The organism is Sphingomonas bacterium (genome assembly GCF_903642285.1).
GTDB lineage: Bacteria > Pseudomonadota > Alphaproteobacteria > Sphingomonadales > Sphingomonadaceae > Sphingomonas.
In genome coordinates this window covers 1-13,660 of sequence record NZ_CAHJWJ010000002.1, presented here as the reverse complement: position 1 = coordinate 13,660, position 13,660 = coordinate 1, and the positions used below count along the sequence as shown (strand labels likewise).

16 protein-coding genes are annotated in these 13,660 nt (G+C 66.7%); 6 read left to right on the top strand and 10 right to left on the bottom strand.

Features of this window, described 5'->3' with window-relative positions:
• The first annotated feature begins 212 nt into the window (after positions 1 to 212).
• From HUU99_RS01265 to HUU99_RS01255, 3 genes are all read left to right on the top strand, one after another.
• Positions 213 to 653, top strand: coding sequence for a tRNA (cytidine(34)-2'-O)-methyltransferase (locus HUU99_RS01265; RefSeq protein WP_174284768.1), 441 nt, complete (start codon positions 213 to 215; stop codon positions 651 to 653).
• 222 nt (positions 654 to 875) lie between these two features.
• On the top strand, positions 876 to 1,718 hold the full coding sequence (gene hemF, locus HUU99_RS01260; RefSeq protein ID WP_174284767.1) for an oxygen-dependent coproporphyrinogen oxidase: 843 nt from the start codon (positions 876 to 878) through the stop codon (positions 1,716 to 1,718).
• 7 nt (positions 1,719 to 1,725) lie between these two features.
• Positions 1,726 to 2,319: a GNAT family N-acetyltransferase gene (locus HUU99_RS01255; protein ID WP_174284766.1), complete on the top strand. Its 594-nt coding sequence runs from the start codon at positions 1,726 to 1,728 to the stop codon at positions 2,317 to 2,319.
• Here the strand turns inward: HUU99_RS01255 and HUU99_RS01250 are convergent.
• Together HUU99_RS01250 and HUU99_RS01245 are read right to left on the bottom strand one after the other, a co-directional pair.
• Positions 2,298 to 3,038: a hypothetical protein gene (locus tag HUU99_RS01250; protein WP_174284765.1), complete on the bottom strand. Its 741-nt coding sequence runs from the start codon at positions 3,036 to 3,038 to the stop codon at positions 2,298 to 2,300. The genes HUU99_RS01255 and HUU99_RS01250 overlap by 22 nt on opposite strands.
• Entirely contained in the window at positions 3,038 to 3,871 is an 834-nt protein-coding gene (locus HUU99_RS01245) for a hypothetical protein (protein ID WP_217430728.1), read from the bottom strand. The genes HUU99_RS01250 and HUU99_RS01245 overlap by 1 nt, the downstream gene beginning before the upstream one ends.
• A gap of 118 nt (positions 3,872 to 3,989) precedes the next feature.
• Between HUU99_RS01245 and lipB the strand changes: the two genes are divergently transcribed.
• The 3 genes from lipB to HUU99_RS01230 all read left to right on the top strand — a co-directional run bounded on the left by lipB (position 3,990) and on the right by HUU99_RS01230 (position 5,938).
• Positions 3,990 to 4,676, top strand: a complete 687-nt coding sequence (gene lipB / locus HUU99_RS01240; protein ID WP_174284763.1) for a lipoyl(octanoyl) transferase LipB — start codon at positions 3,990 to 3,992, stop codon at positions 4,674 to 4,676.
• A gap of 105 nt (positions 4,677 to 4,781) precedes the next feature.
• Complete coding sequence (locus HUU99_RS01235; protein ID WP_174284762.1) at positions 4,782 to 5,051, top strand: hypothetical protein; 270 nt, start codon at positions 4,782 to 4,784, stop codon at positions 5,049 to 5,051.
• 185 nt (positions 5,052 to 5,236) lie between these two features.
• On the top strand, positions 5,237 to 5,938 hold the full coding sequence (locus HUU99_RS01230) for a hypothetical protein (RefSeq protein WP_174284761.1): 702 nt from the start codon (positions 5,237 to 5,239) through the stop codon (positions 5,936 to 5,938).
• A 108-nt stretch (positions 5,939 to 6,046) separates the two neighbouring features.
• On the opposite strand, the gene queE is transcribed toward HUU99_RS01230, so the two are convergent.
• The 8 genes from queE to parE form a co-directional block, all read right to left on the bottom strand.
• A complete protein-coding gene (queE, locus tag HUU99_RS01225) occupies positions 6,047 to 6,679 on the bottom strand; it encodes a 7-carboxy-7-deazaguanine synthase (RefSeq protein ID WP_174284760.1) in 633 nt (210 codons plus the stop codon).
• On the bottom strand, positions 6,676 to 7,395 hold the full coding sequence (queC, locus tag HUU99_RS01220; RefSeq protein WP_174284759.1) for a 7-cyano-7-deazaguanine synthase QueC: 720 nt from the start codon (positions 7,393 to 7,395) through the stop codon (positions 6,676 to 6,678). The genes queE and queC overlap by 4 nt, the downstream gene beginning before the upstream one ends.
• 184 nt (positions 7,396 to 7,579) lie before the next feature.
• The gene (locus HUU99_RS01215) at positions 7,580 to 8,485 is read right to left on the bottom strand and encodes an Hsp33 family molecular chaperone HslO (RefSeq protein ID WP_174284901.1); all 906 of its coding nucleotides are present in this window, start codon (positions 8,483 to 8,485) and stop codon (positions 7,580 to 7,582) included.
• Between the two features lie 150 nt (positions 8,486 to 8,635).
• Positions 8,636 to 9,553 (bottom strand): ornithine carbamoyltransferase, encoded by a 918-nt coding sequence (argF, locus tag HUU99_RS01210; RefSeq protein WP_174284758.1) that lies wholly within the window; start codon positions 9,551 to 9,553, stop codon positions 8,636 to 8,638.
• A gap of 135 nt (positions 9,554 to 9,688) precedes the next feature.
• The gene (locus HUU99_RS01205) at positions 9,689 to 10,879 is read right to left on the bottom strand and encodes an aspartate aminotransferase family protein (RefSeq protein ID WP_174284757.1); all 1,191 of its coding nucleotides are present in this window, start codon (positions 10,877 to 10,879) and stop codon (positions 9,689 to 9,691) included.
• Between the two features lie 117 nt (positions 10,880 to 10,996).
• Positions 10,997 to 11,260, bottom strand: coding sequence for a BrnA antitoxin family protein (locus HUU99_RS01200; RefSeq protein ID WP_174284756.1), 264 nt, complete (start codon positions 11,258 to 11,260; stop codon positions 10,997 to 10,999).
• Positions 11,253 to 11,510, bottom strand: coding sequence for a BrnT family toxin (locus tag HUU99_RS01195; RefSeq protein WP_174284755.1), 258 nt, complete (start codon positions 11,508 to 11,510; stop codon positions 11,253 to 11,255). The genes HUU99_RS01200 and HUU99_RS01195 overlap by 8 nt, the downstream gene beginning before the upstream one ends.
• A gap of 41 nt (positions 11,511 to 11,551) precedes the next feature.
• Entirely contained in the window at positions 11,552 to 13,528 is a 1,977-nt protein-coding gene (gene parE / locus HUU99_RS01190; RefSeq protein WP_174284754.1) for a DNA topoisomerase IV subunit B, read from the bottom strand.
• Between the last annotated feature and the right edge of the window lie 132 nt (positions 13,529 to 13,660).

The window sequence follows — 13,660 nt, the reverse complement described above, 5'->3', positions numbered from 1 at the left end:
GAATAGTATCGTCGACCGTGGCCATTCACCAAACCCTTGCACGTCACGTTGCCGGCCATGGCGGAAGAACCAGCTTCGTATCGCCGAAGCCCGTGCGCCCGCCATGCCCTGTCCCCCGTCCCCACGGGAGGGTGCTGGCCTGATAGACGGGCGGGGTCGGCTTTGCCAACAGCATTTTGCGGCCCGCGCGCGCAGCGGCTAGGACGGCGGGAATGCGCATAGCCCTGTATCAGCCCGAGATAGCCGGGAATGTCGGTGCCGTTCTGCGCACTGCGGCTTGCCTCGGCGCAGCGGTCGATCTGATCGAGCCGATGGGGTTCGCCTGGGACGACAAACGCGTCGCGCGCGCCGGCATGGATTATATCGACCATGTCGCGATCACCCGCCACGAAGACTGGTCGGCATTTGCACGTCAGGTCGAAGGGCGGCTCGTGTTGCTGACGACGAAGGGGGCGACCCCGCTCCACGGCACCACCTTCCGCAGCGACGACGTGTTGCTGTTCGGGCAGGAGGGCGCGGGGGTTCCCGAGACCGTCCACGCTCGCGCCGACGCCCGCGTGGTCATTCCGATGCGACCGCCGCTGCGATCGCTCAACCTGTCGGTATCGGTGGCGATCGTGCTGGCCGAGGCGTTGCGACAGACGACGCCGTGAAATCACTGTGCCGCTAGCGTGAGCATTCCCTTGATCAGATATACCACCCCGGCGAAGGCCGGGGCCCAGTTGGGAATACGACAATGACGCGGTGCATCGCTACGTTACCATGACCGTTGCGACTGGGCCCCCGCCTTCGCGGGGTGGTCATCGTCGCACGATACGCATTCGCCACCGGGTCCCCCTCCCCGTCCCGGGGAGGATTTGATAGGGCGTGTCTCCATGCCCCCCCTCGACCCCCAGCAAGCCACCGCCCGCGCGTGGTTCGAACATCTCCGCGACGTGATCTGTGCGGAGTTCGTCGCGATCGAACGCGAGGCCGGATCGGACGCGGCGTTCGATTATATCGCCTGGGACCGCGTCGATCCCTCGCGCGAACCCGGCGGCGGCGGGGTTCGGGGCGTGATGAAGGGACAGGTGTTCGAAAAGGTCGGCGTCAACGTCTCCACCGTCGGTGGCACGTTCGAGGGCGAGTTCGCCAAGTCGATCCACGGCGCGGGCGACAATCCGGGGTTCTTCGCCACGGGCATCAGCCTGGTCGCGCACATGGCGAACCCGCACGTCCCCGCGGTCCATATGAACTGCCGTTTCCTCGTCACGACGAAACGCTGGTTCGGCGGCGGCGCCGACCTGAACCCCCCGATGCCGATCGCGGACGACACCGCCTCCTTCCACCGATCGCTCAGGGCCGCGTGCGACGCGCATGGCCCGGGTGATTACGAGCGGTTCAAGCGATGGGCGGACGAGTATTTCTATATACCCCACCGCCAGGTCCACCGCGGCGTCGGCGGCATTTTCTACGATCACCTCGAAGGCGATTTCGACGCGAACTTCGCCTTCACGCAGGACGTCGGTCGCGCCTTTCTCGCCAGCTATCCCGCGATCGTCCGGCGGCGCATGGACACGCCCTTCACCGCGGACGACATCGCGGCGCGCGACGCATGGCGCGGGCGCTACGCCGAATTCAACCTCGTCTACGACCGCGGCACGTCGTTCGGGCTGAAGACCGGCGGCAACGTCGATGCGATCCTGATGAGCCTGCCCCCCGTGGCGACATGGTCCTGATCGCGCCATGGCCCTGATACCCGTCGCGGACGACGAGGTGGCGACGATCGTCACCACGCTGGAGATGCGCACCCGCCCGCCGCTTCGCCCGATGCCCGTCGCTCCGCTGCGACTTGTGCGTTGGCAGACCCCGACGCTCGAAGCCTATCGCATGTTGTTCACCCGGGTCGGTGCGCCGTGGCTCTGGTTTTCGCGACTGGCGATGGACGAGGTACGGCTGACGGAGACGCTGGCCGAACCCACCAGGCGGATCTTCGCCGTCACCGATCCACGCGGGATCGAGGTCGGGTTGCTCGAACTGGACTCGCCGAACGGCGATGTCGTCGACATCACCTATTTCGCGCTCGTTCCGGAACTGGCGGGCAAGGGGCATGGCCGCTGGCTGATGGCGCAGGCGATGGCGCTTGCCTGGGCCCCCGGCGTCGCATGCATCCGCGTGCGGACGTGTACGCTGGATCATCCGTCGGCGCTGAGCTTCTACCGCGCGCAAGGCTTCGTCGCGACGGCCCGGACGATCGAGACGTTTCCGGACCCGCGTGCACTGGGGCTGCTGTCCGCCGACGCCGCGCCGCAGATCCCCTATCTGGCAAGCCGGCGATAGGCCGCGAGCGCGACGATCGTTCCCGCCAGTCCCGACGCGGTCGCCACCGCCGCCGCCGCCGCATCGACGATCGCGATCGGCACCGGGTTGGCATCGGCCCCCGTGCGCAGCCAATTGTCCAGTGCCAGCAACGGCACGCTGGCGATCCAGCCGGTGACGTAGGTGAAGGCGGACAGCGCGGTCAGCGACAGCGATGCGCCGCGCCCCATGCGCCAGCCGCGCGCGATCGCCGCCAGCACGCCGATCGGCCGATCGGCGATCAGGACGGGGGCGACGAGCATCGTGCGCCCCATGATGACCAACCCCGGGATGACCCACAGCAACAGCCCCAGGCCGGCGGGCAGCGTCAGCGCGAACATCGCCAGCAGAAATCGCGGGGCGAGGCTGACCGCGCGGCGGAGCGCACCGCGGACATCGGGTTGCGCGGGGTCGAGATACAGCGACAGCATCGCCGCGCCGCCGACATAGGCGATCGCATAGGACAGCAGGAACCACCCGCCATGCGCCGCTCCCCAATCGCCGATCGATTCGACCCATGCCTGGGTCGCGACCTGGCTATCGGCGGCGGCGGCGTCGGGCGTCGGCGGCGCGGGAACGAGCAACGCGAGCGCATAGGCCGGCAGAAACAGGAACGGGCCGGCGATCCGCAACAAGATGTCGCGGTCGCGGCGGAACAAGGTCCACGCATCGCGAATAACGGTCGTGAAATCGAGGGTCATCAGACGTCGAATGGCGTCCCGGCCGACGCCGCCGGCCCCACCCGCGTCGCGACGTACAATTGTGCGGTGAACACGGCCGCGACGGTCGAGAACGCCGCCGCCACCGCGCCGCCCGCCACCGCCGCTAGGAAGCCGACGGTCGCCTTCGCACCGATGCCCAGGATCAGCCCGAACACAACCCCCGTCACCGCACGCGCCGCGCTGAACGATATCCCCAGCACGACCAGGTACAGCACGAACACGCCGATGATCCGCCAGGTGATCCCCCGGGTCAGCGCGAACGACCGGCGGATCGCGCCGATGCCGAGCCGTTCGTTGACCATTACCGCGGTCCACAACGCCAATCGCGCCGCGACCCACAGCGCCAGGATCGCATACAATAGCCCGTAGAGCCCGATGAACCCCGCTTGGCCACTGGACAGCGTCGGCATCTGCCCCGCCTGCATCGCCTCGGGGCTCCACCCCGCACCGACGAGCGCGATGAAGATCGGCAGGAGGAACAGGCCGAACACGATACCGATCAGCAATCCGACCCCGATCGTCGGCAGCAATCGCGCACGGCCGACCGCCCCGGCCTGCGGCTCGGTGGTGGCGGGATCGGTCGACAGAGCGATCAGCGTCAACTGGCACCAGACCGCCGCCAGCGAGGCGATGATCGCGATCAGTCCGCCGAGAAGCGCGGTAGCGGGCGTATCCTTGCCGACATAGAGCGAATAGGCCGTGCGCACGACGCCGGGCAGGAAGATCGCCAACGCAGCGATCCCCGCCAGCGTGCGTCCCCGCCCCGACAGCACGTCCGTCGTCCGATCCCAGACGTCCCCCATCCGAACCATGCGCCTTCGCTCCTTCCTTGCGGTCGTCGGCGAGAAGACTAGCGCACCTGCGTCGCACTGACCACCGCTAGCGTCACGTCGCTTGCAAGCGGCCGATGCAAGGGACATGTCGCTGGCGATGGCCGGTTCACCCCAGATCGAAAACCCCCGGTTCGAAAGCCCCCTGCCCGGCGTGGAATGGCGCGTGACCCCGGGGCTTGTCGGCTATGCCGACGCGCTGGCCGAGATGGAGGCGCGCGCGACCGCCGTCGGCGCGGGCGCGGCGCGCGAACTGGCCTGGCTGCTGGAACATCCCCCCGTCTACACTACGGGCACCAGCGCCGTTCCGGACGAACTGATCGATCCGCGTTTTCCCGTCGTGGCGGCCGGACGCGGGGGACGCCACACCTATCACGGCCCCGGCCAGCGGGTCGGCTATCTCGTGCTGGACCTATCGACGCGCGGGCGCGACGTCCGTCGCTATGTCCATGCGCTGGAGGACTGGGTCATCGACGCGCTGGCCCGGTTGGGCGTGACGGCGTTCAGCGTCGACGGGCGCGTCGGCATCTGGACCACCGACGGCGGCTGCGAGGCGAAGATCGGCGCGATCGGGGTGCGCGTACGCCGGTGGATCACGCTTCACGGCTTTGCGGTGAACGTAGCGCCCGATCTTTCCCATTTCGGGGGTATTGTGCCGTGCGGGCTGCCGGATTATCCCGTCACCAGCATCGCCGCGCTCGGGATCGCGGCGGATATGACCGTCTTCGACGCCGCACTTGCGGCGACCGCAGGCGCTTTTGCCGAAACTCTTTCTTGTGGGAACTAAAACGAGGCTTGAGGGTCAGGCCCATTGCGTTTAATGTCCACTGCGATTTGGGTATTATAAATGGCCACCAGCCGTCCAAATCCTCTATCTAAGGGAGCTTCCGAAATGCGTGCACTTATCTCCAAGGTTATGGCCGGCTCGATGATCGCCGGTGCCGCGCTGATGGTTTCGGCCTGCGGCCCGAAGACCGATACGACCAACACGACCGTCACCGACATGAACTCGACCGAGGGCATGGACACGATGTCGGACAACATGACTGCGGTCGACGGTTCGATGAACGGCGGCATGATGGCCAACGACACCATGGGCAATGGCGGCATGATGGCGAACGACACCATGACGACCAACAGCACGAGCAACACCACGATGTAATTGCCCCAACGGGCTTCGTCGTAAGAAGGGCCGTCCGGGCGACCGGGCGGCCCTTTGCATTGAACGGCTTTTCGTTTCGCGGACGGCGTGACGGTCGACCCGCGTGACGGTTCGTGGTTAAAAACCATTTGGGCTCGGCGACGAAACCACCTAGAATCACCGACATAGTCCTTCGGGGAGGTTTCATGGGTTCGTTGCGTATCGCGGCCGCGCTTATGCTGGCTGCAGGCGGCATCGCCGCGTGGCCGGCATCGGCCCAATTCTATCTGAAGAGCCATGACATGGCGGGGCGATCGGTGACGGGCGACGAAGCCGATATCGGATTTTCGATGCCGAATGCGACCCCGGCGGAATTACGCGCCGGCCTGTTGTGGAACATGCGCGCAGGCCTGAACGTGGCGGCGCTGCAATGCCAGTTCGAACCGACCTTGCTGGTGGTGTCGAACTACAACGCCCTGCTGAAGGATCATGACGGCGAATTCGACGCGGCACAGGCGGTGCTGAACAAATATTATCTGCGCACCGCGAAGGTGAAGACGAAAAAGGCGGGATCGGATGCGTTCGACCAGTTCGGCACGCATATCTATTCCAGCTTCTCGACCGTGTCGGCGCAGCGCAATTTCTGCCAGACCGCCAACGTCATCGGACGCGATGCGATCTTCACCCCGCGCGGTGGCCTGACCGCATTGGCGCAGGCGCGGATGCGCGAATTGCGCAATAGCCTGGTGCCGTATGGCGAACAGGGCGTGCCCTCCTACGTCTATGCGCGGACCTACAATCTGCCCGTTCCGCGATTGGACGAGGCCTGCTGGTCCAAAAAGGGCGAGTGGCAGGTTCGCAAATGCGGGGAACAGAATTGGCCGCCCGCGGGGATCGCCGCGCGCTGAGCGCAACGGTCTGTCCGTCATGCCGGGCTCGTCCCGGCATCCAGGTCCGCTAACGGCGTCCCTTGCGGCTCTGGATCCCGGGACAAGCCCGGGATGACGAAGGGACCACTACCGCAGCCCCAGCAGCTTGTGCGTCTGAAGCGACAGCCGCCACCAGGGCCGCGCCATGACCAGCGCGACGCAGGCATCCCGGTTGGCGGCGGCGTCGACATCGTCGAGCGGCTGGATCAACCGGTGCGGGAAAGTCCAGTGCTCGATCAGTTCGATATCGGTCTCCGGCTGCGGCCATACCAGCTTCAATTCGTCGCCCGACCGCTGAACGACGACGCTGCCCGCCTTGGGGCTGACGCAGACCCAGTCGATGCGGGGGTGCACGGGCAGCGTGCCGTTGGTTTCGATCGCGATCCGGAAGCCTGCCGCGTGCAGCCCATCCACCAGCGCATCGTCGACCTGCAGCATCGGTTCGCCGCCGGTCAGCACGACGAAACGATCGGTGGCGCCCGGCCCCCAGAACCCCACCACCGACGCCGCAAGCGCCGCGGCGTCGGCGAACTTGCCGCCGCCCGACCCGTCGGTGCCGACGAAGTCGGTATCGCAGAACCGGCAGACCGCGGTCGCGCGGTCCTGCTCCCGGCCCGACCATAGATTGCACCCGGCAAAACGCACGAACACCGCACGCGCGCCGGCATTCACGCCCTCGCCCTGGAGCGTCAGGAACATCTCCTTGACCGCATAGGTCATGGCCGGCCGGCGCGCGCCGACACGCCCGGGGAAACCGCGTACACGGTCGGATCGGCGACGCCGGCCTCCTCGAACCCCTTCGCGCGCAGGCGGCAACTGTCGCAGCGCCCGCAATGTTCGCCGGCAGGTGCCGGATCGTAGCAGGACCAGCTGATTCCCATGTCCAGTCCGAGCCGGTCGCCTTCGCGGACGATATCCGCCTTCGTCATATGCTGCAGCGGGGCCCGGATGCGGAACGGCTCGCCCTCGACCCCCGCCTTGGTCGCGCGTTCGGCGAGGCTCTCGAACGCGGCGATGAATTCGGGGCGGCAATCGGGATAGCCCGAATAATCGAGCGCATTGACCCCGATGAATAGGTCCCGCGCGCCCGCCGCCTCCGCCCAGCCGAGCGCGAGGCTGAGAAAGATCGTGTTGCGTGCAGGCACGTAGGTCACGGGAATGCCGGGCTTGACGCCGTCCTTCGGCACCGCGATGTCCGTCGCGGTCAACGCGGAGCCCCCGAACGCGGACAGGTCCATCGGCAGGACGATATGGCGTTCGGCACGCAGCGCGGTCGCCACCCGCGCGGCCGCGTCGAGTTCGATCCGGTGGCGCTGGTGATAATCGATCGACAGCGCGAGCAGGCGATAGCCCGCCTCGCGCGCGATCGCTGCGGACACCATCGAGTCGAGCCCGCCCGACACGAGCGCGACCGCCAGGGGTTGTTGTTGCGACATGATCGGCGCGCGCTAGGCGCTTCCGCTCGGCATCGCAACATCTGCAGGCCCGAACGAAAAAAGGGCCGCTCGTTGGCGGCCCCGAGTTTCTTACAAGGGAGAGAAAGCGTGCCGAACTAGAAAGCACGAGATACGGGATAGCGGATGGAGGTGAAGATCGGGTTAAGAATGCGCTGCCCCAACGTCATCCCACCGCCTCCACCGGCACCGGGAACACGCTCGCGCAGAACGCGCAGTCGACCCGGATCACGCCGTCGTCGCCCGCCATCGCCTGCCGTTCCTCCAGCGGAAATTTCGCGATGACGCTCAGGATGTGCTCGGTCGTGCAGCGGCAGCCGCGCGCGATCGGCACGACCTGGTGGACGCGCACCTCTTCCTCGTTGAACAGCCGCCAGACGAGCGTTTCCAGCGGCAGCACCGGGTCGGTCAGTTCGTCCGCCCCCATCGTGGTGCCCAACGCCGCGACATGTTCCCATTCGGGATGGTCGAGCCGGGTGTGCAGCCGTTCGCGGCCGTCCTCGCCTTCGGGCAGGTGCTGGAGGAACAACCCGCCCGCCACCGTCGTGCCGTCGGCGCGCTTGTCGATGCCGACGCGGATCAGGGTCGGGATCTGTTCGGACTGCACGAAATAATTCTGCGCCGCGTGCGCCAGCGTCTCGCCGTCCAGCGGCACGATCCCCTGATAGCGCTCGCCGCTGGTCTCCAGATCGAAGGTGATCGCCAGATAGCCCGCGCCGAACAGCGCGAAGAGCGTCGGCCGCTCGGGCGCTTCGGCCAGCTTGTCCGCATCATATTGCACATAGCCCCGGACTTCCCCGCCACGGTAATCGCATACCAGCAGCTGGACCACGCCACTGTCCGTGCGCGTCTGCATCGTCAGCTGCCCGCTCGCGTCCTTCAGCGTCGACCCGATCAGCGCGGCGAGCGTCAGCGCCTCCGCCAACAGCGACTCGATCGCGGGCGGATAGGCATGCGCGGCGAGCACGGTGTCCAGTGTCGGGCCGAGCCGCACGACGCGCCCCCGGGCGGACCGCTGCGGGATGGCGAAGGCGAGCGTTCGGTCGGTGTCGGAGCGTCGGGGGTCGGTCATATAGGTCGTGAAATGGGGCGGATGGCGATCGCGATCAACGCTTTCCGTCATGCCGGGCTCGTCCCGGCATCCAGGCCGTCGCGACCGAAACGCTGTGCGGTACGCGCAAACCCTGGACCCCAGCACAAGGCCGGGGTGACGAAGGAAAGATCAACCGATCTGCCCGAAACACCAGCGCAACACGCTCTTCTGCGCGTGTAGCCGGTTTGCCGCCTCCGCCCAGATCAGCGATTGCGGTCCGTCGATGACGTCCGCCGCAACCTCCTCGCCGCGATGCGCGGGCAAGCAGTGCAGGAATACCGCATCGGGCTTCGCACACATCATCAGCTGCGACGTAACCTGATACGGCATCAACGCCTTCAGCTTGGTCTCGGCATGCGCCTGCCCCATCGAGATCCAGGTATCCGTCACGACGACGTCCGCCCCCGCGATCGCCTCCGCCGGGTCCGCGACGACACGCGCGCGGCCCGAGGCGCGGACGATCGCCGCCGCCTCGGGCTGAAACCCCTGTGGACATGCCGCCACGACATCGAACCGCATCAGGCTCGCCGCCTCGACGATCGACGCCAGCACGTTGTTGCCGTCGCCGAGCCACGCGACCTTCAACCCCGGCAGCGCCTTGCCGGCCTCGATGATCGTCAGCAGGTCGGCCATGATCTGGCACGGATGCGATGCGTCGGTCAGCCCGTTGATGACGGGGACGCTGGCGTACGCGGCCATCTCCTCGATTTTCGCGTGATCGTCGGTACGGATCATGATCGCGTCGCAGTAACCCGACAGGATACGCGCGGTGTCCGCGACGCTCTCGCCGCGGCCGAGCTGCATCTGGCTCGCATCGGAGATGATCGTATCGCCGCCGAGCTGGCGCATCGCCCCGTCGAAGCTGAACCGCGTTCGGGTCGAATTCTTCTCGAACACCATCGCGAGGACGCGGCCCGCAAGCGGCGCGTCGGCATCGGGCTTGCCCTTGGGCCAGCCGATCCGCGCCGCCTTGCGATCGAGCGCATCCGCCAGCATCGCGGCGATGCCGTCGGGTCCGGCGTCGGACAGGTTCAGGAAATGGCGCATTCTAATTCCTCCCCGCTCGCCGGGAGGGGACCAGCCGCAGGCTGGAGGGGGCTTGCCTCACGCGAACCACCTGCCGCACTCCCCCTCCACCATGCTTCGCATGGTCCCCCGCCCCGCGAAGCGGGGAGGAATGGATCACTCGTCCATCGCCGGCACATAGACCCGGGCCGCGACCAACAGCTTCTCGACGAACTCCGTCACATGGCTTTCGTCAATGTTCAGCGGCGGCAGGATGCGCACGACATTGTCCCCCGCCGACACCGTCAGCAACTGGTGTTCGTCGCGCAGGAACGCCACGAACCTGCGGCTGTCGCTCTTCAGCTTCAACCCGACCATCAGGCCATGCCCGCGTACGCTGTGGAACAGATGGTCGTAGTTCGGGATCATCTGTTCCAGCGCGCCGCGCAACCGCGCGCCCATCGCCTCGACATTCGCCAGGAACCCCTCGCCCTGGATCACGTCGAGCACCGCCTCGCCCGCCGCCATCGCCAGCGGGTTGCCGCCATAGGTGGAGCCGTGCGTTCCCGCGACCATGCCCTTGGCCGCTTCCTCGGTCGCGAGACAGGCACCGAGCGGGAAGCCGCCGCCGATCGCCTTCGCCACCGCCATGATGTCGGGGGTGATGCCATAGAGTTCGTGCGCGAACATCTTGCCGGTGCGGCCGTAACCACACTGCACTTCGTCCAGCACCAGCAGCAGGCCGTGTTCGTCGCACGCCTTGCGCAGACCGGTCAGGAATTCGTGGCTGGCGGGACGGATACCGCCCTCGCCCTGGATCGGTTCGACGAGGAACCCGGCGGTATGCCCATCGATCAGCGCCAGCGCGCCGTCCAGATCATCGAACTGCGCATATTTGAACCCGGGCAGCAGCGGTTCGAACCCGTCGCGCATCTTGGGCTGGTTGGTCGCGCTGATCGTCCCCAGCGTCCGGCCGTGGAACGCGGTGTCGAAGGTGATGAGGTCGGTGCGTTCGGGATGGCCGTTCGCGAAATGATAGCGGCGCGCGGTCTTGATCGCGCACTCTACCGCCTCCGCGCCGGAATTGGTGAAGAACACCGTGTCCGCGAACGTCGCATTGACCAGCCGCTGCGCGAATTTCTCGCCCTGCGGGGAGCCGTACAGGTTCGACACGTGCATCAGCGTCGCCGCCTGCTCGGCGATCGCCTTGCTGAGCGCGGGGTGGCCATGACCCAGCGCATTGACCGCGATCCCCGCCGCGAAATCGAGATAGCGCGTGCCGTCCTCGCCGAACAGATACGCCCCCTCGCCGCGCACCGGCCGCACGCCGCACCGCGGGTAGACGGGCATGAGGGCGGTCATTGGCACGGCGCTGATCCTCTTCACGAAACGAAAAGGGCGACCCGTGGAGGGCCGCCCGGAAATGCCTGATACAGAGGTGGGACGAGGGGGGCAACACCGTGCCCGATCAACCGTGCCCGGCGATCAGATCGCCGCGTTGCGCAGCACTTCGTTCATCCGCGATTGCCACCCCGGCCCCGTCGCGCGGAACTTGGCGAGGACATCGGGATCGAGGCGGAGCGTCACCGGTGCTTTGGTCGGTGCCCGCTGCGGGCCGCGCCGACGGACCAGCAGGGCGACGACTTCGGGGGGAAGAACTTCGGAGGCGGGTCGGGCTTTGGCGAAATCCTCTTCCGTCCATTCCGGATTTTCGTCGTAATCGTCCGGTGGTGGTAGCGGTTTATTCATAACGCCTCATCTCCTTGTCATGCGCTCGGCGGAAACTGATTACCCGCGTCGTCGTCTCCCTGAAGGTGAAGACCACGCAAAACCCCCGGCCACCGATCCTGCCCCACGCACGATATCGCGTTTCGACGTAATCGTACCGATCGTCGATCCTGATCTTCGCCTCCGTATCGAACCCGCGGAAGTCGGCCAGCGAAACGCCATGCTTGGCGATATTGGCGGCATCTTTCGCGGGATCGAAGACGAATTCCATCTAGGCGCTTACTCCCGAATTATAAATACGATCAGATCCCTTCAAGCGTCGATCGCTTCCTCGTCCAGCCGCGCGGCATTCTCCTGGATGAAGGCGAAGCGGTGCGCCGGGTTCGTCCCCATCAGCCGGTCGACCAGGTCCTTCACCCCCGCGCGCTCCTCATATTCCTGGGGCAGCGTGATCCGGATCATGCCGCGCGTCTTCGGGTCCATCGTCGTCTCGCGCAACTGGCCCGGGTTCATTTCGCCCAACCCCTTGAAGCGCGCGACCTCGACCTTCTTGCCCTTGAACGCCGTACGCTCCAGCTCGGCCCGGTGCGCGTCGTCGCGGGCGTAGAGCGACTTCGCACCGACCGTCAGCCGGTAGAGCGGCGGCTGCGCGAGATACAGATGCCCGCGCCGCACCAGATCGGGCATTTCCTGGAAGAAGAACGTCATCAAGAGCGTCGCGATATGCGCGCCGTCGACGTCCGCGTCGGTCATGATGACGATGCGTTCGTAGCGAAGATTGTCGACCAGGCAGTCCTTGCGCGTGCCGCAGCCGAGCGCGAGCGACAGATCGGCAATCTCCTGGTTCGCGAAGATCTTCGCAGCCGTCGCCGACGCCACGTTCAGGATCTTGCCGCGGATCGGCAGGATCGCCTGCGTCTTGCGGTCGCGCGCCTGTTTGGCGGAGCCGCCCGCCGAATCACCCTCGACGATGAAGAGTTCGGTACCCTTGGGATCGTCCGCCGAACAATCGGTGAGCTTGCCGGGCAGCCGCAGCTTGCGCGCGCTGGTCGCGGTCTTGCGCTTGACTTCGCGCTCCTGCTTGCGGCGCAGGCGGTCGTCCATCCGTTCGAGGACGTAACCGAGCAGCGCCTTGCCACGCTCCATATTGTGGCCGAGCCAATGGTCGAAATGGTCGCGCACCGCCTTCTCGACCAGCCCGGCCGCCTCGGGCGAGGTCAGCCGGTCCTTGGTCTGGCTCTGGAATTGCGGTTCGCGGATGAAGACCGACAGCATCAGTTCGCTGCCGACCATCACGTCGTCCGCGGTGATGTCCTTCGCCTTTTTCTGGTTCACCAGATCGGCGAAGGCGCGCAAGCCCCGGACGAGCGCCTGGCGCAAGCCCTGTTCGTGCGTGCCGCCGTCGGGGGTCGGGATGGTGTTGCAATACCAACTGTACGACCCGTCGCTCCACAGCGGCCACGCGACCGCCCATTCGACGCGGCCCTGTTCGCCCGGAAAGTCCTGGCTACCGGCGAAAAAATCCGCGGTCGCACAGTCGCGGCCGCCGATCTGCTCACGCAGGTGATCGGCAAGCCCGCCGGGAAACTGGAACACCGCCTCGGCGGGCGTATCGTCGACGAGCAGTTCGGGCGCGCAATGCCAGCGGATCTCGACCCCCGCGAACAGATACGCCTTCGACCGCGCGAGCCGGTACAGCCGCTGCGGCTTGAAGCTCAGCTCGGGGCCGAAGATCTCGGCGTCCGGCGTGAACGCCACCGAGGTGCCGCGGCGATTGGGCACGGGCCCCACCGTCTGCAACGGCCCCAGCGTCAGCCCGCGCGCGAAGCACTGGCGGTAGAGCTGCCGGTCGCGCGCCACCTCGACGACGGTATCGGACGACAGCGCGTTGACCACCGACACGCCGACGCCGTGCAACCCGCCGCTGGTCGCATAGGCCTTGCCGGCGAACTTGCCTCCCGAATGCAGCGTGGAGAGGATGACTTCCAGCGCGCTCTTGTCGGGGAACTTCGGATGCGGATCGACCGGGATGCCGCGGCCATTGTCGACGATGGTCAGCCGGTTGCCCGGCGCCAGCGTCACCTCGATCCGCGTCGCATGCCCCGCGACCGCCTCGTCCATCGCATTGTCGAGCACCTCGGCGGCGAGATGATGCAGCGCCCGCTCGTCGGTGCCACCGACATACATGCCCGGACGGCGGCGGACGGGTTCGAGCCCTTCGAGCACCTCGATCGACGAGGCGTCGTAGGTGTTGGGCGTTGGGGCGCTAGCGAAGAGATCGTCGGCCATGCGCGAACGTATGGGGTACGGCGGGGCGTGGGGCAAGCGGGGAGAGAGGGCCGGGTTTGGTGGAGGCTGTGTGAGAACAGCCTTTAGCGCTGTCGGCAGTCACGCGCAGCGCGTTGGATGTTACGCCTGCAT